Origin of the sequence: Nocardioides sp. (assembly GCF_030655615.1) — a bacterium.
Classification (GTDB): Bacteria; Actinomycetota; Actinomycetes; order Propionibacteriales; family Nocardioidaceae; genus Nocardioides.
The window spans coordinates 1-24628 of the sequence record NZ_JAURVJ010000235.1; the positions used below are offsets into that span (position 1 = coordinate 1).

21 protein-coding genes are annotated in these 24628 nt (G+C 72.7%); 6 read left to right on the forward strand and 15 right to left on the reverse strand.

Annotation, left to right across the window (positions count from 1 at the left end; translation table 11 throughout):
• Positions 1 to 122 precede the first annotated feature (122 nt).
• Genes Q7T52_RS20455 through Q7T52_RS20485 form a run of 7 tightly spaced genes read right to left on the reverse strand, consistent with a single transcriptional unit; the run spans position 123 to position 6071 of the window.
• Entirely contained in the window at positions 123 to 542 is a 420-nt protein-coding gene (locus Q7T52_RS20455; RefSeq protein WP_304805400.1) for a hypothetical protein, read from the reverse strand.
• The gene (locus Q7T52_RS20460) at positions 539 to 1912 is read right to left on the reverse strand and encodes a hypothetical protein (RefSeq protein ID WP_304805401.1); all 1374 of its coding nucleotides are present in this window, start codon (positions 1910 to 1912) and stop codon (positions 539 to 541) included. The genes Q7T52_RS20455 and Q7T52_RS20460 overlap by 4 nt, the downstream gene beginning before the upstream one ends.
• The gene (locus tag Q7T52_RS20465) at positions 1909 to 2673 is read right to left on the reverse strand and encodes a hypothetical protein (protein WP_304805402.1); all 765 of its coding nucleotides are present in this window, start codon (positions 2671 to 2673) and stop codon (positions 1909 to 1911) included. The genes Q7T52_RS20460 and Q7T52_RS20465 overlap by 4 nt, the downstream gene beginning before the upstream one ends.
• A 41-nt stretch (positions 2674 to 2714) precedes the next feature.
• Positions 2715 to 3095, reverse strand: coding sequence for a WXG100 family type VII secretion target (locus Q7T52_RS20470; protein WP_304805403.1), 381 nt, complete (start codon positions 3093 to 3095; stop codon positions 2715 to 2717).
• Between the two features lie 9 nt (positions 3096 to 3104).
• Positions 3105 to 4322 (reverse strand): amidohydrolase, encoded by a 1218-nt coding sequence (locus Q7T52_RS20475; RefSeq protein ID WP_304805404.1) that lies wholly within the window; start codon positions 4320 to 4322, stop codon positions 3105 to 3107.
• A gap of 23 nt (positions 4323 to 4345) precedes the next feature.
• Positions 4346 to 5038: a hypothetical protein gene (locus tag Q7T52_RS20480; protein ID WP_304805405.1), complete on the reverse strand. Its 693-nt coding sequence runs from the start codon at positions 5036 to 5038 to the stop codon at positions 4346 to 4348.
• The gene (locus Q7T52_RS20485) at positions 5028 to 6071 is read right to left on the reverse strand and encodes a hypothetical protein (RefSeq protein ID WP_304805406.1); all 1044 of its coding nucleotides are present in this window, start codon (positions 6069 to 6071) and stop codon (positions 5028 to 5030) included. Before Q7T52_RS20485 ends, Q7T52_RS20480 begins: the two co-directional genes overlap by 11 nt.
• A 113-nt stretch (positions 6072 to 6184) precedes the next feature.
• On the opposite strand from Q7T52_RS20485, the gene Q7T52_RS20490 reads away from it, so the two are divergent.
• Together Q7T52_RS20490 and Q7T52_RS20495 are read left to right on the forward strand one after the other, a co-directional pair.
• Positions 6185 to 6664, forward strand: a complete 480-nt coding sequence (locus tag Q7T52_RS20490; RefSeq protein WP_304805407.1) for a helix-turn-helix domain-containing protein — start codon at positions 6185 to 6187, stop codon at positions 6662 to 6664.
• Positions 6665 to 6674: 10 nt separating this feature from the next.
• The gene (locus Q7T52_RS20495) at positions 6675 to 7088 is read left to right on the forward strand and encodes a VOC family protein (protein WP_304805408.1); all 414 of its coding nucleotides are present in this window, start codon (positions 6675 to 6677) and stop codon (positions 7086 to 7088) included.
• Positions 7089 to 7099: 11 nt separating this feature from the next.
• Here the strand turns inward: Q7T52_RS20495 and meaB are convergent, their stop codons facing one another.
• The 3 genes from meaB to Q7T52_RS20510 all read right to left on the reverse strand — a co-directional run bounded on the left by meaB (position 7100) and on the right by Q7T52_RS20510 (position 12240).
• Positions 7100 to 8083: a methylmalonyl Co-A mutase-associated GTPase MeaB gene (gene meaB / locus Q7T52_RS20500; RefSeq protein ID WP_304805409.1), complete on the reverse strand. Its 984-nt coding sequence runs from the start codon at positions 8081 to 8083 to the stop codon at positions 7100 to 7102.
• Between the two features lie 234 nt (positions 8084 to 8317).
• Positions 8318 to 10501, reverse strand: a complete 2184-nt coding sequence (gene scpA, locus Q7T52_RS20505; protein WP_304805411.1) for a methylmalonyl-CoA mutase — start codon at positions 10499 to 10501, stop codon at positions 8318 to 8320.
• Positions 10498 to 12240 carry a methylmalonyl-CoA mutase family protein gene (locus tag Q7T52_RS20510; RefSeq protein WP_304805412.1) on the reverse strand — a complete coding sequence of 581 codons (1743 nt, stop codon included), beginning with the start codon at positions 12238 to 12240 and terminating at the stop codon, positions 10498 to 10500. Before Q7T52_RS20510 ends, scpA begins: the two co-directional genes overlap by 4 nt.
• Before the next feature lie 172 nt (positions 12241 to 12412).
• Here Q7T52_RS20510 and Q7T52_RS20515 point away from each other — a divergent pair, with 172 nt between their 5' ends.
• Positions 12413 to 13708 carry a hypothetical protein gene (locus Q7T52_RS20515; protein WP_304805413.1) on the forward strand — a complete coding sequence of 432 codons (1296 nt, stop codon included), beginning with the start codon at positions 12413 to 12415 and terminating at the stop codon, positions 13706 to 13708.
• Here the strand turns inward: Q7T52_RS20515 and Q7T52_RS20520 are convergent.
• The gene (locus tag Q7T52_RS20520; protein WP_304805414.1) at positions 13673 to 15241 is read right to left on the reverse strand and encodes an alpha-glucosidase; all 1569 of its coding nucleotides are present in this window, start codon (positions 15239 to 15241) and stop codon (positions 13673 to 13675) included. The genes Q7T52_RS20515 and Q7T52_RS20520 overlap by 36 nt on opposite strands.
• An 83-nt stretch (positions 15242 to 15324) precedes the next feature.
• Here Q7T52_RS20520 and Q7T52_RS20525 point away from each other — a divergent pair, with 83 nt between their 5' ends.
• On the forward strand, positions 15325 to 16917 hold the full coding sequence (locus Q7T52_RS20525) for a PP2C family protein-serine/threonine phosphatase (protein WP_304805415.1): 1593 nt from the start codon (positions 15325 to 15327) through the stop codon (positions 16915 to 16917).
• 6 nt (positions 16918 to 16923) lie between these two features.
• Here Q7T52_RS20525 and Q7T52_RS20530 read toward each other — a convergent pair whose 3' ends face one another.
• From Q7T52_RS20530 to Q7T52_RS20545, 4 genes are all read right to left on the reverse strand, one after another.
• Entirely contained in the window at positions 16924 to 18420 is a 1497-nt protein-coding gene (locus Q7T52_RS20530; RefSeq protein ID WP_304805416.1) for a cell wall metabolism sensor histidine kinase WalK, read from the reverse strand.
• Between the two features lie 117 nt (positions 18421 to 18537).
• A complete protein-coding gene (locus Q7T52_RS20535) occupies positions 18538 to 19314 on the reverse strand; it encodes a succinate dehydrogenase/fumarate reductase iron-sulfur subunit (RefSeq protein WP_304805417.1) in 777 nt (258 codons plus the stop codon).
• A gap of 7 nt (positions 19315 to 19321) precedes the next feature.
• Complete coding sequence (locus Q7T52_RS20540; protein WP_304805418.1) at positions 19322 to 21187, reverse strand: fumarate reductase/succinate dehydrogenase flavoprotein subunit; 1866 nt, start codon at positions 21185 to 21187, stop codon at positions 19322 to 19324.
• Positions 21187 to 21954 carry a hypothetical protein gene (locus Q7T52_RS20545; protein WP_304805420.1) on the reverse strand — a complete coding sequence of 256 codons (768 nt, stop codon included), beginning with the start codon at positions 21952 to 21954 and terminating at the stop codon, positions 21187 to 21189. The genes Q7T52_RS20540 and Q7T52_RS20545 overlap by 1 nt, the downstream gene beginning before the upstream one ends.
• Positions 21955 to 22278: 324 nt before the next feature.
• Between Q7T52_RS20545 and Q7T52_RS20550 the strand changes: the two genes are divergently transcribed.
• Positions 22279 to 23334, forward strand: coding sequence for a glycosyltransferase (locus Q7T52_RS20550; RefSeq protein WP_304805421.1), 1056 nt, complete (start codon positions 22279 to 22281; stop codon positions 23332 to 23334).
• A gap of 7 nt (positions 23335 to 23341) precedes the next feature.
• On the forward strand, positions 23342 to 24628 hold a 1287-nt coding region (locus Q7T52_RS20555), incomplete at its 3' end, for an AAA family ATPase (protein WP_304805422.1).

Below are 24628 nucleotides of genomic sequence, written 5' to 3' on the forward strand. Positions count from 1 at the left end.
GGACGCCTACGGCGCCGCGAAGCGGGCGCCGCAGGCGATCCTTGACAGGGAGGCCCGGGATGCTAGGCGCGCGGACAGCCCGACCCCGATTGACCCCAGGTCGAGCGAGACCGTGCAGACCGTCACTCCCCCGAACCAACCCCCACCGGACGAGCCCCAAATCGACGTTCGAGAGCAGCAGCATCCTCGGGCATCCGGTAGTAGACCGTGTCCCCACCCAACGGCGACGCCACCTTGCTCCGCACCGTGATCGTGTCGAGCGGGGTGATCTCCGAGGTCCAGACGGCCTCGAGGGCCTGGTCGAGCACGGGCCCGGGCCGGCACGCCTCGCACGCCACCTCGACGACCACCTTGGCGCGGGTGGAGGCGTCGTCGACGTAGGAGACCTCGAGGTCGTAGCCCGGGCCGGCGAGGTCGTGGGCGATGGCGGCGGCGAGGTCCTGGTTGACCTCGCTCTCCTCGGGGCTCGCGGCACCGTTGCTGCACCCGGCCACCGCGACCAGGGACAGCGCGACGAGGAGGCGGGCGCCAGAGCCCGTCACGGCCTCGACATCACGAAGTCGTAGGTCAAGGACGCGCCCGGGCCGAAGAAGCCGTCGAGCTGGCTGAGCGCGTCGACGACGGCGGGGTCGGCGTCGGGGGTGCCGGACATGGCCGCGATGTCCTGAGCCATCGGCACGTAGACGTTGGTCATCGAGTGGTTGGCCTCGACCGAGTCCTCCTGGACCTCGGTCACGATCGTCGTGTGGTTGCTGTGGTCGTCGTAGTGCTCGCCGTCGAGGCGCGGCACGACGTCGTACTCGTTGACGAGCGAGAGCATGTGGACGTCGTCGGGGAGGTCGATGCCGTCGACGGGTGATCCGGCGGTGACGACGCTGGTGACGTTGTACTGCGGGTAGCCGCTCGCGGGGTCGGTCATCTTCTGGGCCAGCCGGGCGGCGATGATGCCGCCCTGGCTGTGGCCCATCAGGTTGATCGGCGCACCGGGCGGGACCCCGAGCTCGGCGAGCGCGGCCAGGACGGACTGCTCGTAGGCGTTGGAGGCACCGTTGACTCCGGCGAAGTTGGTGCCGAGGTTCTGCACCGTGTCGCTCTCCTCGAGGGCGTCGGGCGACAGCGGTCCGGCCGGCAGCGGGCCGTCGAAGACCTTCGTGCCGGGCAGGTAGATGTTGTAGGACTGGTGGGGCGGCTCCCCCACCATCTCGACGCCGAAGCCGTCGACGGTCTCGGCGTACGCGTCGAGCTTGACGAACGCCGCGCCGAGGTCGGCGGACAGCTCGGTGACCTGGGGGTCCGAGGCCGTGAGCGGTCCGGCCTCCTGGTCGTAGAGCGCCGCGAGCAGGCCGGCCGCGTCGGCGGTGTCGAACGGGTAGCCGTAGCCCGGGAGCAGCATGTCGAGCGCGCCGGGGGCGCTGGCCACGATCTCCTCGAGCAGGTCGGGGTGCTCGACCATCCACTTCTGGGGGTCGTCGAAGAAGCCCTGCGCGTAGAGCGTGGCGGCGGTGACCGGGATCGTCACGCCGGTGACGGTGCCGCCGAGGAAGGCGACGCCCTGGGCGTACTGACGGATGTCCTCGACGTGCTCGAGCGAGGCGTCCGTGGCCGCGTAGGCCTTGGCCCTGGCCTGCATGAACGTGCCGGTCCCGGTCATGCGTACGGCGTTGGCGCTCAGCCCGTCGCCGCCGTCGAGGGTCGTGACGAGGTTCTTCTCGAAGGTGGCGAGCGTACCCGGGGAGAGCAGACCGCTCGACAGCAGGTTGGGGTCGACCAGGAACGAGTGCGTGGCCAGGGCGGTCTCGCCGGCGTCCCAGCCGGCCTGCCGGATATGCGACCCCGTGGCGTCCATGTCGTCGAAGTCCGCCGCGATGCCGTGGGCGCCGCCGGTGACGGTGTAGTCGGTGTCTCCGCTCATCGCCACGCCTGGGTGGCCAGGAGCCCGAGGGCTGACGGGAGGTCGTCGGCGGCACGTGGCTCGAGCTCGACCATGCGGACGGAGTCCTCGGTGGAGGTGCGGGCCGACCACCAGCCGTCGCCGGCGAGGAACCAGACGAGCATCGCGGGCAGGCGGGCGGCGTCGGGACCGACCACGGTCACGTGCAGCACGGCCCGCACCCGCTCGCTCCACGCGTGGAGGGCCGACGCGAGCTCGGCGTCGACCCGCATGAGCTCGGCGATCACCGCGCCCTCGGCCTCGGAGACGACCGGGAGCGAGGCGATGGTCGCGAGCGACTCGAGGCTCACGCGGTGGGTACGCCGGCCCCCGTCGGCCTCGGGCCGGGGCAGCAGCCCGACGAGGTCGGTCCCGAGGTCGCGGGCGTCGAAGAGCGAGATGACGGCGTGCGAGCCGTCGCGGGTCACGGAACCGCCGAGCTCGGGGCCGACCCAGTAGTGGCCGAGGACCTGGGTCCCCGGGCCGGCGAGCGAGACACGGATCCGGTGGGTCGAGGTCGCGAGGGCGACCAGGTCGGCGACCACGGGTCCGACGGGACCGTCGTCGTCGACCACGCCGTGCTCGCGGAGCCGGCGTTCGGCCTCGTCGATCGCGTGCCGGACCTCGTCGCTGGCCAGGGCGAGGGCCAGCTCGTCGATGCCGAGCTCGGTCGGGAGCCCGGGAGCGCCGGCGGCGGCGAGCGACTCCTGCAGGGCTGCCAGCCCGGCCGGGTCGAGCCTCACCCGCCGTGGCGCTGGCCGGGGACGCACCTCTCCCAGCCTGATCACAGCCATCCGGTCACCTTGTCCCAGGCGTCGTCGGCCTTGTCCTTGCCCCAGTCGAAGGCGCCCTCGGCGTCGTCCCAGAGCTCCTCGGCTTTGTCGTGCAGCATCTCGACCATGTCACTCATCCACTGCAGCCGCTCACGGACGGCGTGGGCGTGCTTGCGCAGGTCGTCGGCGGCGTCGTTGAGCCCCTGGGCGTTGGCCTCGAGGTCGGCGACGAGCCGGTAGCAGTGGCTGCGGTAGTCATCGGCACCGTCGGACTGCCACGCCACCCCGTCGACGCGGGAGCGGAACTGGCGGTACTTCTCGCGGACCTCCTCGGCCTGGGCGTCGAGCTGCGTGGCGAGCTGCTCGAGCTGTTCCGGATCGGCGAAGGCCATCGCCCCGACCTACCCGGGGACCGGCGCCGCCAAACCCGGGTCGAGGGCGTGCACGGCCGCCGTGGCGAGCATCCGGGCGCCGATCCCGACGGCCCGCTCGTCGACGCGGAGGTTGCCCTGGTGCAGGTCGTAGGTCGGTCCGCCCGGGGTGCGGGTCCCGAGCCGGAACATCGCGCCCGGCACCTGCTCGACGTACCAGCCGAAGTCCTCGCCACCCAGGCTCTGCGGGACCGACGTCTGGCCGCGGGACCCCAGCACGGCCCGGCTCGCGGCCGCCAGGATCGCGTTGGAGCCGGCGTCGTTGACGACCGGCGGAACGCCCTGGAGGTAGTCGACGGTCGCGGTGACGCCGTAGGGGCGGACGATGTCGAGGATCGCGTCGCGAATGATCGGCTCGCAGCCTGCCCAGGCGACGGCGTCGAGGATGCGGACGGTGCCGGCGACCATGCCGCGGTCGGGGATGACGTTGGGCGCCGAGCCTGCGCGGACGACGCCCCAGACGACGCTGACGCCGGCCCGCGGGTCCATCCGGCGGCTGAGCACGGCGGGCAGCTCGCTGGTGACCTTGGCGAGGGCGAAGGTGAGGTCGCCGGTGAGGTGGGGGCGCGAGGTGTGGCCACCGGTGCCCTCGAGGTGGACCTCGATCTTGTCGGCCGCGCTGGTCAGCGCGCCGGTCCGCAGGCCGATCCGGCCGACGTCGACGGCGGGGTCGCAGTGGAGCGCGAAGATGCTCTGGACGTCGTCGAGGTGGCCGTGGGCGATGAGCGCCCGGGCGCCGCCTGGCATGACCTCCTCGGCCGGCTGGAAGAGCAGCCGCACCCGTCCGGGGAGCTGGCCGCGCTCGTGGAGCTCGCCGAGGGCGAGGGCCGCACCCAGCAGGCTGGTCGTGTGGACGTCGTGGCCGCAGGCGTGGGCGACGCCGGCCACCGTGCTCGCCCAGGGTTCCCCCGACACGTCCTGCACGGGCAGCGCGTCCATGTCGGCCCGCAGGGCGACGACCGGGCCGTCGGCGGGGCCGAGCTCGGCCACGACGCCGGTCGGGGTGGGGTAGGTGACGCGCCAGCCTGCCGCCTCGACCCGGTGACCGACGAGCTCGGTGGTGCGGGCCTCGGACCACGAGAGCTCCGGGTGGGTGTGCAGGTCGCGGCGCAGGTCGACCAGCTCGGCGTCGTACTTGGTGACGACGTCGGCGATCAGCGAGGACGCGTCGTCGAGGGAGCCGGGCACCGACCCAGGTTAGTCGAGGGGCGTCAGCAGTCGTCGACGGCCGTGAAGGCGAGGTCGCTGATGAGCCAGATGTCGGCAGCGGCCTTCACGACGGTCGCATCGAGCAGGTAGGCGTCGGTGGGGCTCTCCTGCGCGACGCCACCGGCGTTGACGTTGGCCGTCGCGTTGTGGGCGCACGCGTCGGACACCTTGGCCGACTTGCCCGTGACCTTGACGTTGCTGTCGTCGATCGAGAGCCACAGGTCGCCCACCGTGTGGAGCTTCTGCTGCCGCAGCTCGACCGCGTAGCCCTGGATCTCGGTGAGCGGCTGGCCGACTGCGACGCGAGCGGCGTCGGCGAGGTCGGCCTCGCCCGCGAAGTAGGCGCCGAGCCGCACGTCCATGTAGGTCACGAGCGCCTGGCCGACGATCTTGGCCGTCTTCTTCTCGGGCAGCTCGAGCGCCCAGACGGCGTAGCGGTCCTCGAGCCGGTCGCCCTGCTCGGGCGCGGGGCGTACGGCGGGCACGTCGCCCTCCCCGGTCGTGGGGTCCGATGACGCCGGACCGTCGGTCGGCGCGGTCGTGGCCGACGAGGATCCGCCGAGGTCGAGCGTCGGCTCGTCGTCCGGCCCGTCGTCGGAGTCACCGCCACCACAGGCGGCGAGGCCCAGCACCAGGGCGGCCGTTCCGGCAGCGCCCAGCGCCCGCCCCAGCCGTCGGCGAGGGTCAGTCGACATCGGTGACGATCGCCTCGGACTGCGCGACCGGGACGTTGATCGACGCCGAGGGGGTCAGGGTCTGCAGGGTGCCGCCGACCGGGCCGTCGGCGTCGGTGCCCTGCCAGCTGCCCTGCCACGTGGTCTGGCCGGTGACGGTCCAGCCGGCGGTGTTGCTGCGGTCGAACACGACCGTGCAGGCCGAGCCCAGGCCGGCGCCCGAGGAGTACTCGGTCATGGCCTCGGCGACGGAGCACTTGTTGGCCCCGACGGGGGACGTGACCTGCACGCCGTCGGTGGCGGCGTCGAGAGTGGCGCGGACCGGGGTGCCGGGGATGGAGACGTCGAGGTGGATCTTGCCGTCGCCGGCGAGCGCCTCCTCCACGTTCTGCACCCAGAACCACGTCGGCAGGTTGACCAGGGTCGCGCCGTCGATGGCCTTGATCTGGGGGTTGCGCCCGAGGTCGGGACCGAGCACCTCGGCCGACGCGGCGTCCCAGACCTCCTCGACGACGTCCTCGACGTCGACGAGGGGCGGCGCCGGGTCGGCACCCGGGAACGCGGCGTAGGAGACGGGGATGTTGCCGCTGCCGGGGGCCCAGCCCTCGGGTCCGTGACCGCCGGCGGGCGTGTAGCCCTCGTCGGCGCAGTTGACCCCGGGGGCCGACTGCAGGGTGTACCAGCTGAAGCCCGGGCCCTGGTGGGAGGCGAGGTAGCCCGCGGACGGGATGGACAGGCGCCAGGCGACGAAGGTGATCGTGGTGGCGGCGCTGGCGGCCTCGAAGTACTGGGCCATGGCGTCAGGCGCGTTGGGGTCGACCTCGGGGTAGTAGCTGAAGTTGCCGGTGTCGAACGGCACCCACCAGCACTTCGGCGGCACGGAGATCGAGATGGAGCCGCCGGAGACCGGGTCGCCCGGACCGCCCTTGACGACCACGTTGACGGCGAGCCCGTAGCTGTTGTTGCCGCCCGACCCGCTGACGTCGGCCTGCGCCGGAGCGGGGGCGGTCACCACGAGGGCAGCGGCCGCCAGGGCGATCACGGTGGAGGTCATCGTGCGCAAGCGGGGCATGTGGCGGCCTTTCCCGAGTGAGGCGGACTTCAAACACGTGGGCGACGCGGATCGGTCGTCGGTCCGATTCTCTCACGTCCCGCCGGGGGCTCGTCATGCTCGCTACCGTGCTGCCGGTGGGGACGGGCATGACGGCGCAGGAGGCGGCCAACCGGCGGCTGCTGCGGGCGCGCGACCTGATGGACCGGCGCTACGCCGAGCCCCTCGACGTACCTGCCGTCGCGGCGGCCGCCCACCTCTCCCCCGCCCACTTCAGCCGCGAGTTCCGCCGCGTCTTCGGCGAGGCGCCGGGTCGCTACCTCCAGCGGCGACGGGTGGAGCGGGCGATGTTCCTGCTCCGCTCGACCGGGCGCCCGGTGACCGACGTGTGCCGCGACGTCGGGTTCGAGAGCCTGGGCACCTTCAGCCGGAGCTTCGCCGAGATCGTGGGCTGCTCACCGTCGGCGTTCCGGGCGCGGCAGTCCGAGGTGCCGGTGCCGGCTTCGGGGCCGTTCATGATGCGGTGGGGACGGCCTGCGGCCGGACCGGCCCGGCACAGCAGTTCTGGAGAAGCGGAGGTCGCCAGCAGCGCCTAGCGTCGGCGGCATGCTGACACGCAACAACCTCTCGTCCCTCTTCGTCCTCGACCAGGACGCCGCTCTCGACTTCTACGTCGGCCTGCTCGGCCTGGAGGTGAGCGCCGACCTGCAGTTCGGGCCGATGCGCTGGCTGACCGTCCGGGTGCCGGGCGACCCGAAGGAGATCCTCCTCGAGCGTCCCGGGGCACCGGCCCACGACGACGCGACGGCCGAGCAGGTCCGCGACGTCGTCACCAAGGGCGCGGGCGGGGGCTGGCTGGCGTTCACCACCGACGACGTCGACGGCACCTTCGCCCGCCTCGAGGCGGCCGGGGTCGACGTCACCCAGGAGCCCACCGACCAGCCCTACGGTCGCGACTTCGGGATCCGCGACCCGTTCGGCAACCCGATCCGCATCGGCTCGCCGCCGCACCTGCCCTGAGCCCTCGGGCGTCAGCCGTCGTAGGCCGCAAGCAGCCGGTCCGCCGCGACCGTGGCCGGCAGCTCGCCGGACAGCACCTCGGCCCGCACCTCGTCGCGGATGGCCCGGACGCCCGGCGAGTGCCGCAGCCGCTGGTCGAGCTCGTCGCGGACCAGCGCCCAGGTGAAGGCCAGCTGCTGCTCGGCGCGCTTGGCCGCGAGACCCGCCTCGCCGAGGTGGACGCGGTGCGAGAGCACGCGCTCCCACACGTCGTCGACGTGCCGGTCGTGGAGCGCCGAGCAGGTCACCACGGGCGGGGCCCACTCGTCGTGGCCGCGGACCAGGCGCAGCGCGCCGGCGAGCTCACGGGCGGCGCCGCGGGCCTCCTGCTCGTGGTCGCCGTCGGCCTTGTTGACCGCGACGACGTCGGCGATCTCGAGGATGCCCTTCTTGATGCCCTGCAGCTGGTCGCCGGTGCGGGCGAGGGTGAGGAACAAGAAGGTGTCGACCATGCCCGCCACGGTGACCTCGGACTGACCGACGCCGACGGTCTCGACCAGCACCACGTCGTACGACGCCGCCTCGAGCACCGCCATCGCCTGCACCGTCGCCCGCGCGACGCCGCCCAGGGTCCCGGCCGACGGCGAGGGCCTGATGTAGGCGGCCGGGTCGGCCGACAGCCGCGCCATCCGGGTCTTGTCGCCCAGCACCGACCCCCCGGTACGCACCGACGACGGGTCGACGGCGAGCACGCCCACGCGGTGGCCCGCGGCGGTCAGCTGCGAGCCCAGCGCCTCGATGAACGTGGACTTGCCGACGCCGGGGACACCACTGATGCCGACGCGCACCGCGGGCGAGTGCACCCCCGACTGCTCGTCGGTGAGCTCGGTGAGCAGCTCGCGCGCCAGCGCCCGGCGCTCCGGCTTGGCCGACTCCACGAGCGTGATCGCCTGCGCGACCGCCGCCCGCCGACCCTCCCGGATCCCGGCGACCAGCCCCTCGACGTCAACAGCCATGGGCTTCGAGGCTCGTCGCTAGCGCTCCTCGCACCTCAGCCACCGCACAGAGCCCGGTGGCTGAGGTGCGAGCTTGCGAGCCTTCACCCACAGCAGGTCGCCCGGTGGCTGAGGTGCGAGCTTTCACCCACAGCAGGTCGCCCGGTGGCTGAGGTGCGAGCTCGCGAGCCTTCACCCACAGCAGGTCGCCCGGTGGCTGAGGTGCGAGCTTGCGAGCCTCGAAGCCCCGGGCCCTCAGCTCTCATGCTCGAGCTGGTCGCGCAGCTTGGCGAGGAGGTCGAGAGCAGACTCGGCGATGACGGTGCCGGGCAGGAACACCGCGGCCGCGCCCATCTCGCGCAGCGTGGGGACGTCGTCGGGCGGGATGACACCGCCGATGACGGTCATGATGTCGGGGCGTCCCTGCTCCTCGAGCGCGGCCTTGAGGGCCGGGAGCAGCGCGAGGTGGCCGGCCGCGAGCGAGCTGACGCCGACGATGTGCACGTCGGCGTCGACCGCCTGCTGGGCGACCTCCTCGGGCGTGGAGAACAGCGGGCCGACGTCGACGTCGAAGCCCATGTCGGCGAAGGCCGAGACGATGACCTTCTGGCCGCGGTCGTGGCCGTCCTGGCCCATCTTGGCGACGAGGATGCGGGGACGCCGACCCTCGGCCTCCTCGAACTCGGCGGTCGCGTCGAGCACCTGCTTGAGCAGGGTGCCGTCGCCCTCGCCTGCGGTGTCGCGGTACACGCCGGAGATCGTACGGATGACGGCCTGGTGGCGGCCGTAGACCTTCTCGAGGGCGTCGGAGATCTCGCCGACGGTGGCCTTGGCGCGGGCGGCGTCGACGGCGAGGGCGAGCAGGTTGCCGTCGAGCGAGCCCTTGGTGGCGCCGCGGTCGGCGGAGTTGGTCAGCGCCTCGAGCGCGGACCGCACCTGGTCGTCGTCGCGCTCCTCGCGCAGCCGCTCGAGCTTGGCGATCTGCTGGCGGTAGACGTCGTCGTTGTCGACGCGGAGCACGTCGAGCTTGTCCTCGGCCGCGAGACGGAACGTGTTGACGCCGATGACCTTCTGGGCGCCGGAGTCGATGCGCGCCTGGGTGCGGGCGGCGGCCTCCTCGATGCGCATCTTGGGGATGCCCTGCTCGATGGCCTTGGCCATCCCGCCGGCCTGCTCGGCCTCCTGGATGTGGGCCCAGGCCTTCTCGGCGAGGTCGTGGGTGAGCCGCTCGACGTAGTAGGACCCGGCCCACGGGTCGATGGTGCCCGTCGTGCCGCTCTCCTGCTGCAGCAGGAGCTGGGTGTTGCGGGCGATGCGCGCCGAGAAGTCGGTCGGCAGCGCGATGGCCTCGTCGAGGGCGTTGGTGTGGAGGCTCTGGGTGTGGCCCTGGGTCGAGGCCATCGCCTCGATGCAGGTGCGCTGCACGTTGTTGAAGACGTCCTGCGCGGTGAGGCTCCAGCCCGAGGTCTGGCTGTGGGTGCGCAGCGACAGCGACTTGGGGTTCTCGGGCTCGAACTGGCGCACCAGTCGCGACCACAGGGCCCGGGCCGCGCGGAGCTTGGCGACCTCCATGTAGAAGTTCATCCCGATCGCCCAGAAGAAGCTCAACCGCGGGGCGAACTGGTCGATCGTCATGCCGGTCCCGAGGCCGGCGCGGATGTACTCGACCCCGTCGGCCAGCGTGTAGGCGAGCTCGAGGTCGTTGGTCGCCCCGGCCTCCTGGATGTGGTAGCCGGAGATCGAGATCGAGTTGAACCGGGGCATCCGCTGCGAGGTGTAGGCGAAGATGTCGGAGATGATCCGCATCGACGGCGCCGGAGGGTAGATGTAGGTGTTGCGGACCATGAACTCCTTGAGGATATCGTTCTGGATGGTCCCCGCGAGCTGCTCCGGCCCGACCCCCTGCTCCTCGGCGGCCGCGATGTAGAGCGCGAGGACCGGGAGCACCGCTCCGTTCATCGTCATCGACACCGACATCTCGTCGAGTGGGATGCCGTCGAAGAGCGTCCGGGTGTCATAGATCGAGTCGATCGCCACGCCGGCCATGCCGACGTCGCCGCGCACCCGCGGGTGGTCGGAGTCGTAGCCGCGGTGGGTGGCCAGGTCGAAGGCGACCGACAGGCCCTTCTGGCCGGCCGCCAGGTTGCGGCGGTAGAACGCGTTGGACGCCTCGGCGGTGGAGAAGCCGGCGTACTGGCGGACCGTCCAGGGCTGGGTCGTGTACATCGTCGGGTAGGGCCCGCGCAGGAACGGGCTCAGGCCCGGCCAGGTGTCGAGCGCGTCGAGGCCCTCGAGGTGCTCGGGACCGTAGACGGGCAGGATGTCGATGCCCTCGGGGCTGAGCCACGGCTCGGCCGATGGCGGCTGCGGTGTGGGCGCAGCGGGCCTCGGGGCCCCGTCGGAGAGCGGCAGGCCGGAGAACGACTTCGGGACCGTCATGACAGGGCCTCTCGGGTGCGGGCGAGGAACGCGAGCGCGTCGACGCCCATGGCGCAGGCGTCGTCGCTGTAGTCGGTCGGCTTGCCCGCGACGACGACCCGGGTCGCGCCGGCCTCGCGCAGGGCGGAGGCCGCGGCCTCGCCCCACTCGGCGTAGGCCGCGTCGGCGCCGGCCAGGCAGACGACCGGCTGGCCGTCGTACGCCGCCACGAGCGCGTCGACGCCGTCGGTCGCACCGGCCACGTCGACGGCCACCCCTCCGGCGGCGAAGAGGTTGGTGGCGAAGGTGGCACGGGCCGTGTGGGCGGCGACCGTGCCCAGGGTGGCCAGGAAGACGTGGGCGGCCGGCGGGTCGTCGCGCAGAGCCTCGAAGCTGGCGCCGTAGGACGCCACCCCGAGGCCGTCCCCGTCACGCTCCGGGAGCGTCTCGGCGAGGTGGGGGAACTCGCTGAGGCCCGTGAGCGGACGCTTGCGGGTGGCGACCTGCTTCTCGCGGGCGGCCACGACGTCGGCGATGGCCGCCTCCCAGGCCTCGCCCTCGCCGCCGTCCTCGAGCTCGCCCAGCACCGTCCACGCGGCGGCGGCGAGGTCGTCGGTGAGCTTCTCGACGGCGTAGGCGCCGCCGGCCGGGTCGGCGACCTGGGCAACGTGGGCCTCGGAGATCAGCAGGTGCGAGGTGTTGCGGGCGATCCGGCGGCCGAACGCGTCGGGGCGGCCGAGGGCGCTGTCGAAGGACAGGACGGTCACCGCGTCGGCACCGCCGGCGCCCGCGGCGAAGGCCGCGACAGTGGTGCGGAGCATGTTGACCCAGGGGTCGTAGCGGGTCATCATCGGCCGGCTCGTCACGGCGTGCAGCCGCATCGGGACCGGCTCGGACCCGCTGAGCTCCTGCACCCGCGCCCAGAGGCGGCGGGCCGCGCGCAGCTTGGCGATGCCCGTGAACTGCTCGTCGGTGACGGCGTAGCGGAACTCGACGAGGGCGGCCGCGTCGGCGACCGACAGCCCGGCCCCGTCGGCCGCCCGCAGGTAGGTCGCCGCGGCGGCCATCGACCAGCCCAGCTCCTGCGCGTCGGAGGCGCCGCGGTCGTGGATCGTCGTGGCGTCGACGACGAACCCGAGCACCCCGGCGGTCCGCGCGAGCTTGGCGACCTCGTCGTCGAAGGCGGGGGCGCCGAGGTTGGTCGCGGCGTGCAGCTCGAGGTCGCCGGCCCAGGTGAGGAACGCCCGGGCGGTGGCGGCAGGGTCGGCCGGGTCACCCGTGGGGTCGAGCACCACCGGGGCCAGGTCGAGGAAGACGCCCTCGAGCAGCGCGCCGAAGTCGGTGCCGGGCGTCGCGCCCACCCAGACCGAGGTGACGCCGCCCTCGAGGTCGCCGAGGACCTCCTCGTTGAGGGCCTTCTCGCTGCCGGCCGCGACAGCCGCGAGGTGCGAGCGGATGTCCCAGTCCCCCGCGCGCGACGGCCGGCCGGCCGTCTGCAGGTCGTCGAGCAGGTCGGGCGTGCCGAGCGGGGGCAGCGCGATGCCGTCGAGCGTGGTGCGGGTCAGCTTGTCCCAGACCAGGTCGTCGGGGTCGTCGTCGGTCATCCGGCGGGCCTTGCGCAGGACCTTGGCGGTCTCGCGCTCCCAGTCGGCCCGCGTGTGCCGGTCGTCGGGTTGGGCCAGGTCGAGCGTCCCCTGCTCGGGCTCGAGCTCGGTCGGCTCGTCCAGACCGCCCTCGACGGCGGTCCCCTCGGTCGTCATGCCCCGAACCCTAGGAGGCGGCTGAGACCGCGACCACACAGTGTGACCTTTTTGGTACGTCGACGGTGCCCGGTCGGTCGGGCAAGCCTGCCCCGGCGTCCGCTGACGCCGGCCGGTGGCCGACCTAGCGTGGGCGGCGACCTCCGCGACCCCCACCGTCAGCGAGACCCTGATGACCCAGCCCACGCACCCCGTCCGCCGCCGTACCGCCGCGGTGGCCGTCCTCGTCCTCGTCGGCTCGGGCGCCGCTGCCGTCGGGCCGCCGGCCGACGCCTCGACGATCGGGGTCGGCCCGGACCGCGTCATCGCCGGAGGCAGCAGCACTCCGGCGATGGCCATCGCCAGCGACGGCACGATCTATGCCGCGGCGGGGGACATCACGGTCTGGTCGCCGACCTCCGAGGGACGCCCGGTGGTCGTCAAGACCTTCACCGGGACCGGCACCTCGGGGACGCCCCCGGCCCTCAGCCCGACCGCCGGCCTGGCCTACGTCGACGGCTCGAGCGCCGTCCAGGTGCTCGACCCGGCCCAGGCCGACGGGCCCGCCGTCCCCACGCGCACCATCACCGGGGCCCTCACCGGGATCGACGACCCGTCCGCGGTGACCTGGACCCCGGAGGGCTCGCTCTGGGTCGCCGACGAGGTCGTCGACGGCGAACCGGGCATCGAGCTGCTGCGCTTCGCCCCTGGTGCCGACGGCGACGTGGCGCCCGTGCAACGGATCGCGGGCGGCCGGACGAGGCTCGAGACCGACGCCGTCCTGGGCGGCATCGTGGCCGTCGCGGGGCTGCCGGGCGACGGTGTCGCCGCGGCGCCGTCGGGGGTCGACCCGAGGGTCAGTGTCTTCACCCGCACCCAGTCGGGCAACGTGGCGCCCGCGCGCCGGATCCAGGTGCCCACGCCGACGCCGCACTGGCTGACCCAGGGGGTCGCCGCCGACCCCCAGGGCCGGATCTACATCGGGTCCGGCGACCTCGACGGTCACGCGTTCGGCCGGCTCGACGTCTACGGCCCGACGGCCGACGGCAGCGACGCGCCCCTGGTCACCCTCGGCGGGACGCGGCAGCGCTTCCAGATCCCGTTGGTCCCCACGGTGGCGGCCAACGGCCGCCTCGCCCTGGTCGACGCCACCGTCATCAGCCTCGGGAGCTCGACGCAGGTCGTCGGCCGGGTGGAAGTGTTCCGGCCACTCTTCACCAAGCCCGGCGCACCGTCCGCCCTCGTGGTCACCCGGGGCCGGACCCAGGTCGGGTTCCGCTGGTCGGCCGCGGCCAACCCGGCCGGCACCCCGCTGACCTACCGCGTCGTGGTCCGGAAGGGCGCCCGGACCGTGCTCTCGCGGACGGTGCCGACAACGGCCCTGTCCCTGCGACGGAGCGCGCTGCCGACGGGAGCGCTCCGGGTCACCGTCACCGCCGTGAACATCGGCGGCTCAGGTCCGGGCGTCACCAAGGCCTTCCGCCGCTAGGACCGGGTCGCCGTCGAGCGTCACGCGCGCCTCCCACGGGGCCAGCTCGAGCCGCTCACCGTCGAGGTCGGCCACGGCGTCGTCGGAGGACAGGTTGGCGACGACGAGCAGCGTCACGCCGTCGAGGCGGCGGGTGAGTGCATAGACCTGCTCGTGCTCGGGCAGCAGCATCTCGAAGTCGCCGTGGGCGACGACGGGGTGGTCGTGCCGGAGCGCGACGAGCCTCCGGTAGTGGTGGGCGACGGAGTCGGGGTCGTCCCACTGGGCTGCGGCCTCGTCCCACGGGACCGGCGTCCGGGCGTGGTCACGGCTCTTGGCCCGGATCGCGGTCATCGCGTCGTCCGGCTCGACGCCGCGGGCGAGCATCCCGGCGTAGGCGTTGAGGGACTCGATGTCGCGCAGGTCGCCGACGGCGGCCAGGGGTGCGTTGGTCATCGCGAGCTCGTCGCCCTGGTAGACGTAGGGCGTCCCGCGGTGCAGGTGCAGCACGGTCGCGAGGGCCTTCGCCGAGGCCACCCGGTGCTCGGGTGAGTCGTCACCGAAGCGGCTGACGCTGCGCGGCTGGTCGTGGTTGCCGAGGTAAAGGCTGTTCCAGCCCACGTCGGCCAACCCCTCCTGCCACCGGCCCCACGAGCGCTTGAGGTCGAGCAGCGTCATCGGGACGACGTCCCACTTGCCGCCGGGCCCGGAGTCCAGGTCGACGTGCTCGAACTGGAAGACCATGTCGACCTCGCCCCGGGAGGGGTCGGTGTAGAGCCGCGCGTCGTCGAGGCCGCACTCCGGCGTCTCGCCCACGGTGAGCAGCCCCGGACCACGGCCGGCGAAGACCTCGCGGTGCATCTCCTGGAGGAACTCGTGGATCCGCGGGCCGTTGAAGACCTCGGCGTGCGGCCGGTCGAGGGAGGGCTTCGAGAGCAAGTTGACGACGTCCATCCGGAAGCCGTCGACGCCGCGGTCGAGCCACCAGCGCATCATCTCGTGGACCGCCCGCCGCACGTCGGGGTTCTCCCAGTTGAGGTCGGGCTGTGAGTCGGCAAACAGGTGGAGGTAGTACTCCCCCGTCGCGTCGTCCTGCGTCCACGCGGGGCCGGAGAAGAACGAGGTCCAGTCGTTGGGCGGCGACGGACGCCACCAGTACCAGTCGCGCTTGGGGTTGTCGGTGCTGCTGCGCGACTCCTGGAACCACGCGTGCGCGCTGCTCGTGTGGTTGACGACGAGGTCCATCAGCAGCTTGATGCCCCGTGCGTGGAGATCGGCGATGAGCCCGTCGAGCTCGGCGAGCGAACCGAAGATCGGGTCGACGTCCTGGTAGTCGCTGATGTCGTAGCCGTTGTCGTCCATCGGGGAGCGGTAGACCGGGCTGAGCCAGACGACGTCGACGCCGAGCCGCTCGAGGTGGTCGAGGTGCGCCCGGATGCCGGCCAGGTCACCCACGCCGTCACCGTCGCCGTCGGCGAACGTGCGGGGATAGACCTGGTAGACCACGGCGGACTTCCACCAGTCCGGAGCGAGGTCGTCGGTGTCGGCGCTCATGGCGTCACGCTAGTCACCCTCGTCACGGCGTCGTTCCGCGTCGCGCCCACACCAGGCCCGCCGGGGCAGTAGGTTCTGACCACGTGGAAGGTCTGTTCAGCCAGGCGGGAACGCTGGCGCGCACGTACGCCGACGTCGACTGGTCCGCCACGGGCGTCGGCTCTCCCGACACCTGGTCGCCCACCCTGCGCAGCACGGTGCGGCTGATGCTCAGCTCTCGCTTCCCGATGACGCTGCTGTGGGGCGAGGACTACACGCTGCTCTACAACGAGGCCTACGTCGAGCTCATCCGCGACAAGCACCCGGGCGCCCTCGGCTCCGCCGCGCACGACGTGTTCGACGAGGCCTGGTCGTTCATCGGCCCGCTGCTCGACGCCGCACGCACCGAGCGACGCAGCACCTGGATCGAGGACGCCGACGTCCCGCTGGCGCGCAACGGGTTCCTCGAGGAGTGCTACTTCACCTTCTCCTACTCCCCCGTCCTGTCCTCCGACGGCGTCGTCGAGGGGGTCATCGACGTCGCCGCCGAGACGACCACGCAGGTCGTCACCGCCCGCCGCCTGGCCCTGCTCGGCCGGCTGGGGGCGCTGCTGACGAGCGTCGAGCGCCTCGAGGACGTGCCGACGCAGTCGGTGCTGCTGCTGCGGGCGGCCGGGCCCGACTTCCGAGCGGTCGACCTCTACCCGGCGTCGGCCGCCGTGCCGCACGACCCGGCACTGCCCGCGGAGCCCCGGAGCCCGGTGCACGGGGGCGACCCGGTCGTGGAGGAGCACGACGGCGGCACGGTGGTCTGGCTGCCGTTGCACCCGAGCCCGTCGGCCCGGCCGCTGCTGGCCGTCGCTCCCAGCCCGATGCTGCCGCTCGACGACGACTTCCTGGGCTTCCTCCGGCTGACGGCGGCCGCCATCGGGCAGGCCCTCGACCGCGCCGAGAGCCTCGCGCTCGAGCGCCAGGTCGCCGGCACCGAGCGGGCGATGTCGGAGACCCTGCAGCGCAGCCTGCTCGGCGAGCCCACCGTCCCGGAGGGCTACCGCGTCGCCACGCGCTACCAACCGGCGGTCCAGACGGCACAGGTCGGCGGTGACTGGCACGACGCCTTCGCGCTCCCCGACGGGCGGCTCGTCCTCACGGTCGGCGACGTCAGCGGGCATGACCGGCACGCCGCTGCCGCCATGGCCCAGATGCGCAACCTGCTGCGCGGGATCGCCCACGCCTCCGACCCCGACCCGGCCGCCGTGCTCACCGCGCTCGACGGCGCCCTGCACGGACTCGAGGTCGGCACCTTCGCCACCGCGGTCCTCGCCGTGCTGGAGCCCGACGACCGCGGCGGGTCCACCCTGACCTGGTCCAACGCCGGCCACCCGCCGCCCTACGTCGTGCACGACGGTGCGGTCACCGAGCTGCAGAGCGTGCCGGAGCTGCTGCTCGGGGTCGAGCCGACCAGCCGGCGTACGACGAGCCGGGTCACGCTGGCCCGCGGGAGCACGGTCGTGCTCTACACCGACGGGCTCGTCGAGCGGCGCGACCGGGTGCTCGACGCCGGCCTGGCCTGGCTGGCCGACGAGCTGCGGCTCCACGGGGGACGCGAGCCCGACGACCTGGCCGACCACCTGCTGGCCGCGACCGAGCACGTCGCCGAGGACGACACCGCCCTGGTGTGTGTCCGCGTCGGCTGACCTGCCTCAGAGCGAGGGCGGATCGGGCCACGTGCTCGGCAGCAGGACGCGGACCGTCGTCCCGTCGGCGGGCGCGCTGCTGATCTCGATCCGTCCGCCGTGAGCGGCGACGATGGACTTGGCGATGCCGAGCCCGAGGCCGACCCCGGGGGTCACCCGCTCGCGCGCCTCCTGCGAGCGGAAGAACGGGGTGAAGACCCGGTCGAGGTCGTCGGCGTCGATGCCCATCCCGGTGTCGCTGACCGCGATCTCGACCTCCGGCCCGGTCGCGCGCAGCCGCAGCTCGACGCGGCCACCGGCGTCGGTGTACTTGACCGCGTTGGAGACGAGGTTGTCGACGACCTGGCGGATCCGCTCGTGGTCGATGACGGTCGGCAGCGACGGGGGGAGGTCGACGACGAGCTCGACCCCCTGGGCGGCGGCGACCGGGGTCGCCGACTCCACCGCGTCGCGCAGGAGGTCGGAGAGGTCCGAGGCGGCCCGGCTCAGCACGGGGTTGCCCTCGCGGTGCTGCGCCGACAGCAGCAGGTCGGCGACCAGGTGCTGCAGGCGCAGCGAGTTGCGCCGGACGACCTGCAGCTGGCGGGTGACGTCGTCGAGGAGGTCGCCGCGGTCCGCGAGGAGCTCGAGGTGGCCGAGCACGGAGGTGAGCGGCGTGCGCAGCTCGTGCGACACCGCGGCGAGGAAGTCGTCGCGGGACTGCACGGCCCGCATGAGGTCGGTGACGTCGCCGTAGCCGAGGACCGCCCCGGCGAAGCCACCGGAGGGATCGCGCACCGACCGGGCCGATACCGACAGGGCACGTCGGGCCGAGGGGTCGGCGCCGACCCAGATGCGGTAGTCGTCGAACTCCTCGCCCCGGGCCGCCCGCGCCGTGGGCATGTCGTCGTGCGCCACCCGGGTGGTGCCGTCGGCGGCGTAGACCTCGCCGAGCTGACCGGCTCGTCCGTGGTGGCCCTCCGGGTAGGCGAGCGACAGGAAGTCGCGGTGGCGCCGGTTCCACTCCTCGTAGTGGCCCTCGCGGTCGATGAGCAGCAGGCCGAGGTCGACGGTGTCGAGGATCGCCTGACCCATCCGCCGCTGGTGCTCGACGAGCTCGACCGCCGCGGCCAGGCGCTCGCGGTCCTCGCGCAGGGCGGTCACGTCGACGATCTGGCCGATCAGGTGCAGCGGGGTCCCGTCGTCGTCGCGCAGCACCGCGACCGACAGGTCGCCCCACAGCGTCGACCCGTCGGACCTCACGCAGCGCTTCGTGAGGCGATAGCTGGAGCGGACCCCGGCGATCGTCTCGTCGTAGAGGCGCAGGTGGGTCGGCAGGTCGTCGGGGTGCGTCAGGGTCTGGAACCGTCGGCCCTGCAGCTCGTCCTCAGTGAAGCCGAGCATCGAGCACAGCGCCCGGTTGGCCGACAGCAGGATCCCGTCGGGACGGACCAGCGTCATCCCGACCGGGGAGTGCTCCACGGTCAGCTGCCACAACCGCTCGGCGCTCGGTGGCTGGGTCACGGGGTCGTCCTCGGGGCGGGTCTCCCACCATCCCACGGCGGACGGCCGGTGGCGCGGGTTCGGACGGACTGGCCCAGACCAGCGACCGGTCGGCGTCCGAGGACCATCACGACACCGTCAGACCTCGGTTCGACCCTCGTCGTCCTTGGCCCGGAGGCCGATCTTGGACCCGAGCCACACCAGCGGGTCGAACTTGCGGTCGACCACGCGCTCCTTCATCGGGATGATCGCGTTGTCGGTGATCTTGATGCCCTCGGGACAGACCTCGGTGCAGCACTTGGTGATGTTGCACATCCCCAGCCCGGCCGCGCCCTGGGCCAGCTCGCGCCGGTCGTGGGTGTCGAGCGGGTGCATGTCGAGCTCGGCGTAGCGGAGGAAGAAGCGGGGACCGGCAAAGGCCTCCTTGTTGTCCTCGTGGTCGCGCACGACGTGGCAGACGTTCTGGCACAGGAAGCACTCGATGCACTTGCGGAACTCCTGGCCCCGCTCGACGTCGACCTGGGCCATCCGGCGCTTGCCGTCGGCGTCGCGCGGCGGCGGCGCGAACGACGGCAGCTCGCGCGCCTTCTGGTAGTTGAACGACACGTCCGTGACGAGGTCGCGGATCACCGGGAACGCGCGCACCGGCGTGACCGTGATCGTGTCGGTGGGGTCGAAGTCGGAGAGCCGGGTCATGCAGAGCAGCCGGGGCTTGCCGTTGATCTCGGCGCTGCAGGACCCGCACTTGCCGGCCTTGCAGTTCCAGCGGATCGCCAGGTCGCCGGCCTGGGTGGCCTGCACGCGGTGGAGGGCGTCGAGGACGACCTCGCCCTCGGAGACCTCGACGGTGTAGTCGCCGAGGTCTCCCCCGGTGGCGTCACCGCGCCACACGCGGAGCTTCAGGTCGTAGGCCATGACACCCTCACTTGCTCTCGAAGTAGGTCTTGAGGTCGTCCGGCATCACCGGCAGCGGCTTCTCGGCGAGCTCGACACCGTCGCCGGCCTCGTTGAGCGACACCACGAGGTTCTTGGTGCCCCACACGGGATCCGGGCCCGGGAAGTCGTTGCGGGTGTGGCCGCCGCGCGACTCCTCCCGCGCGAGCGCTGCTCTCGCGATGGCCTCGCTGACGACGAGCATGTTGCGCAGGTCGAGCGCGAGGTGCCAGCCGGGGTTGTACTGCCGGTGGCCCTCGACCTTCATCTCCTTGGCGCGCAGCTTGAAGTCCTCGATCTCCTTGAGCGACTGCTCGAGCTCGTCGGCGGTGCGGATGATGCCGACCAGGTCGTTCATCGACTGCTGCAGGTCGGACTGGATCGTGTAGGAGTTCTCTCCGCCCTCGACCTCGAACGGCGCCAGCGCACTGCGCTCGGCCGCCTTGACCTCGGACTCGTCGATCGCCGGCCGCGTGTCACCGAGGGACTGGGCGTAGGTGGTGGCGTACTCCCCCGCCCGCTTGCCGAACACGAGCAGGTCGCCGAGCGAGTTGCCGCCGAGGCGGTTGGACCCATGCATCCCGCCGGAGCACTCGCCGACGGCGTAGAGACCCTTGACCGCGCTCTCCTGGGTGTCGGGGTCGACCTCGACGCCGCCCATCACGTAGTGGCAGGTCGGGCCGATCTCCATCGGCTCCTTCGTGATGTCGACGTCGGCCAGCTCCTTGAACTGGTGGTACATCGACGGCAGCCGCTTCCGGATGAACTCCGGCGTACGGCGCGACGCGATGTCGAGGTAGATCCCCCCGTGCGGCGTGCCGCGACCGGCCTTGATCTCGCTGTTGATGGCCCGGGCGACCTCGTCGCGCGGGAGCAGCTCGGGTGGGCGGCGGTTGTTCTTCTTGTCCTCGTACCAGGCGTCGGCCTCCTCGACCGTGTCGGCCGTCTCCGCCTTGAAGAACTCCGGGATGTAGTCGAACATGAACCGCTCGCCCTCGGAGTTCTTGAGGATCCCGCCGTCGCCGCGCACCGACTCGGTGACCAGCAGCCCCTTGACCGACGGCGGCCAGACCATGCCGGTCGGGTGGAACTGCACGAACTCCATGTTGATCAGGTGGGCGCCGGCGCGCAGCGCGAGCGCGTGGCCGTCGCCGGTGTACTCCCACGAGTTCGAGGTCACCTTGAACGACTTGCCGATGCCGCCGGTCGCGAGGATCACCGTCGGCGCCTCGAAGACGACGAACCGGCCGGTCTCGCGCCAGTAGCCGAACGCCCCGCTGATCTTGGGCGTCCCGTCGCTGTCGTCCTGGAACAGGTCGGTGACGGTGAGCTCCATGAACACGTCGATGCCGAGCGCGACCGCCCGCTGCTGCAGCGTGCGGATCATCTCGAGGCCGGTGCGGTCGCCGACGTGGGCGAGGCGGGCGTACTTGTGGCCACCGAAGTCGCGCTGGCTGATGAGCCCGTCGTCGGTGCGGTCGAAGAGCGCGCCCCAGTCCTCGAGCTCCATCACCCGCTCGGGCGCCTCCTGGGCGTGCAGCTGGGCCATCCGCCAGTTGTTGAGCATCTTGCCGCCGCGCATGGTGTCGCGGAAGTGGACCTCCCAGTTGTCCTCGGGCCAGCGGTTGCCCATCGCCGCGGCGATCCCGCCCTCGGCCATCACCGTGTGGGCCTTGCCGAGCAACGACTTGCAGACGATGGCGGTGCGGGCCCCCGCGTCGTGGGCGGCGATCGCGGCCCGGAGCCCGGCACCACCCGCACCGACGACCACGACGTCGTACTGGTGACGCTCCATGCCGCCGGCCGCGTCGCCGGACATCTCGTTGCCCGTCATCGGGTGTCGGGACTCGCTCATCAGAGGAACCTCGTCTCGGAGATCGTGCCGCTCGCCAGCAGGAAGACGTAGAGGTCGACCAGGGCCACGGAGAACAGCGAGTACCACGCGTAGCGGCCGTGGTTGACGTTGAGCCGGGAGACCCAGGTCCAGAGCCGGTAGCGGACCGGGTGCTTGGAGAAGTGGCGCAGCCGGCCGCCAACCGCGTGCCGGCAGGAGTGGCACGACAGCGTGTAGAGCCAGATGAGGACGATGTTGACGACCATGAGCAGCGAGCCCAGTCCGACGTGGCCGCCGTCGGCCTCGCGGAACGAGATCACCGTGTCGAAGGTGAGGATCAGCCCGACCACCACCGCGGCGTACCAGAAGTAGCGGTGGGCGTTCTGGAAGATCAGCGGGAAGCGGGACTCGCCGGTGTAGGTGCCGTGCGGCTCGGCCACCCCGCACGCGGGCGGCGACAGCCAGAACGCCCGGTAGTAGGACTTGCGGTAGTAGTAGCAGGTCATCCGGAAGCCCAGCGGGAAGATCAGGATGATCAGCGCCGCCGACAGCGGGAACCAGCCGAACGGCTGCCCGAAGTCGGACGACCCCTCGACGCAGTCGCCCAGGCACGGCGAGTAGAACGGCGACAGGTAGGGCTCGACGTAGTAGTCGCTGCCCATGAACGCCCGGACCGTGGCGTAGACGACGAACGCCGAGAACACCGTGAACGTCGCCAGCGGCGCGAGCCACCACCGGTCCTCGCGCAACGTCCTCGGCTCGATCCGCGCCCTGGTCGGGCCTTGCACGCCTTGAGTCATCCGCGCCCCTCGTCAACCCGTTCGGGTGGTGCCGGTGCCGCCGAGTCTGCACACAGAACCGCCCGATGTGAAGCAAGCCACACCTAAGACGTCGTTCCCAGACCCGCCTCCGACCCGCCGAGTCGGCGCATGTGTATGCCGAGTCGACTCGGCGCAGAGTTGCAGTCGGATGGGCGCGAGTCGGCGCGGTGACCCAGCCGCTGCGCCGACTCGGCGTCATCTCACTTCAAGTCTGCGCCGACTCGGCGGATGTTCATCGGGCGTCTGCGCGGTGCTGGGTGTCAGGACGTCTGGCGGCCCGATGCTCGGGACATGCGGATCGCCCTGGTCACCGAGACGTTCTACCCGGCCGTCGACGGCACGACGACGACGCTCAAGGCGGTCGCGGACCGGCTGGTCGACCTCGGGCACACGGTGCGGGTGGTGGCGCCGGGGCCGGGGCTCGCGACGTACCGCACCTCGCGGGTCGTCCGGGTCCGGCCGCTGGAGCCCGTCGGGCCACAGGTGCGGGCCGCGCTCGACCAGTTCGTGCCCGACCTCGTGCACGTCGCGTCGCCGGGGCCGTTGGGCCGCAAGGCGCTCAAGCACGCGAGCCGCTCGGGCGTCCCGTCGCTCGTCGTCGAGCAGTCGGCGGTGCTCGACCAGAGCGCCGACTACTGGCGGTCCCGGGTGGCCGACCGGGCCGACCGGGTGCTCGTCACCTCGGACTGGATGGTCGACCGGCTGGGCGAGTTCGGGGTGGACGCGGGGCTCTGGCGCCCCGGGGTCGACGCCGCCGCCTTCACGCCGGCGCTGCGCGACCAGTGGCTGCACGACTCCTGGTCGCGGGCCCGGTCGGCCGCCGGCCCCCACGTGGTCGTCGGCTACGTCGGCAGCCTCCACAGGCGTCACGGCGTACGGCGCCTCGCCGAGCTGGCCGCGATGCCCGGCCTCCGGCCCGTCGTGATCGGCGCCGGGTCGCAGCGGGAGTGGCTCGACAGCCGCCTGCCGGGGTCGCGGATGACGGGTCCGCTGTCGACCGGCGACCTGACGATCGCGGTCCCGACCCTCGACGTGCTGGTGCACCCCGGTGAGCACGAGACCTGCTGCCACGCCCTGCGCGAGGCGACGGCCGCCGGGGTGCCGGTCGTCGCGCCCCGCGCGGGCGGCGCGCCCGACGTCGTACGCCACCTGGAGTCGGGGCTCCTCTACGACGCGAGCGACCCGCGGGCCTTCCGGCGTGCGGTCGACGCCGTCGTCGCCGACCGGCACCGCGGCCTGCTCGGCGCCCGCGGGCGGGAGCTGGCGCTCGAGCGGAGCTGGACCGACGCGGTCGACGAGCTGGTCATCCACTACAACACCCTCGCGGGAGCCCGCGCCCGCCTATGATCCGCCAGTGAGCTCTGCCTCCCAGATCCTGGAGCGTGACGGCGAGCTCGCACGCATCGCGGAGGCGCTCGACAGCGCCGTGGCCGGCAACGGCCGGGTCCTGGTGATCGAGGGGCTGGCCGGCATCGGCAAGACGAGGCTGGTCCGCGAGACGCGCGACCTGGCCCGGGCGCGGGGCTTCGGCCGGCTGCAGGCGACCGGGGACGAGACCGAGACGTCGATGGCGTGGGGCGTCGTGCGGCAGATGGTCGAGCGGTCGGTGTCGCGCTACAGCGGCGACGTGCGCCGGGCGATCCTCGACGGCCCGGCCGGCGCGGCGCTGCAGGCGCTCGACGTGGCGCCCGAGGGTCTGGCCAGCGACGCCGAGGTCGCCCGCACCCTGCACGCGCTGTGGTGGGTCGCGATCGACCTGTCCGCCACGCGTCCCCTGCTGATCACCGTCGACGACGCCCAGTGGAGCGACCAGCCGTCGCTCCGCTTCCTCGGCTACCTCGCGCGCCGCGTGGCCGACCTGCCGATCGCCCTCGTCGTCGGCACCCGCCCGCCCACCGGCGGCACCGGGCCGCTCACCGAGCTCACCGTGTCGTCGTACGTCGAGCGACTGCTCCCCGAGGCCCTCTCGCCCTCGGCGGTGGCCGCCTTCCACACACCGCAGGGCGTCGTGCCGTGCGCCGAGGTGGTCACGGCGATGCACGCCGCGTGCGGCGGCAACCCCTTCCTCACCGGCGCCCTGCTCGACGAGCTGGTCAGCGCCGGCCACGACGTCAGCAAGAGCGTGACCGCCGACGCGATCGGCGGGCTCGGGCCGGCGACCATCTCGCGCGCCATGCTCAGCCGGCTCTCGCCCGACGCGCTCGCGCTGGCCGGCGCGGCCGCGGTGCTCGGCGTGGAGGCCAGCCCGTGGCTGGCCCGCCGGGTCGCTCGGATCGAGGACGACCACCTCGAGGCCGCGGTGGCCGACCTGGTCGGCGCCAACGTCATGCTCGGCGGGGCCGACGGCCTCACCTTCGTGCACCCGGTCATCCGCGAGGCCACGCTCGCCGCGCTCGGCAACCTCACCGTCGCCGGAATGCACGCCCGGGCCGCGGTCGAGCTGCGCGCCCGTCACGCGCCGGCGACCCAGCTCGCCGCCCACCTGCTGGCCGCTCCCGTCGGCACGTTGCCCGACGCCGCCGACCTGCTCGCCGAGGCCGCGCAGTTCTCGCTCGCCGCCGGCGACCGCGCCGTCGCGGCCGACTACCTGGAGCGGGCCCTGACCGAGCGCCCGGGCGACCCGGCCCTGCGCGAGCGGCTG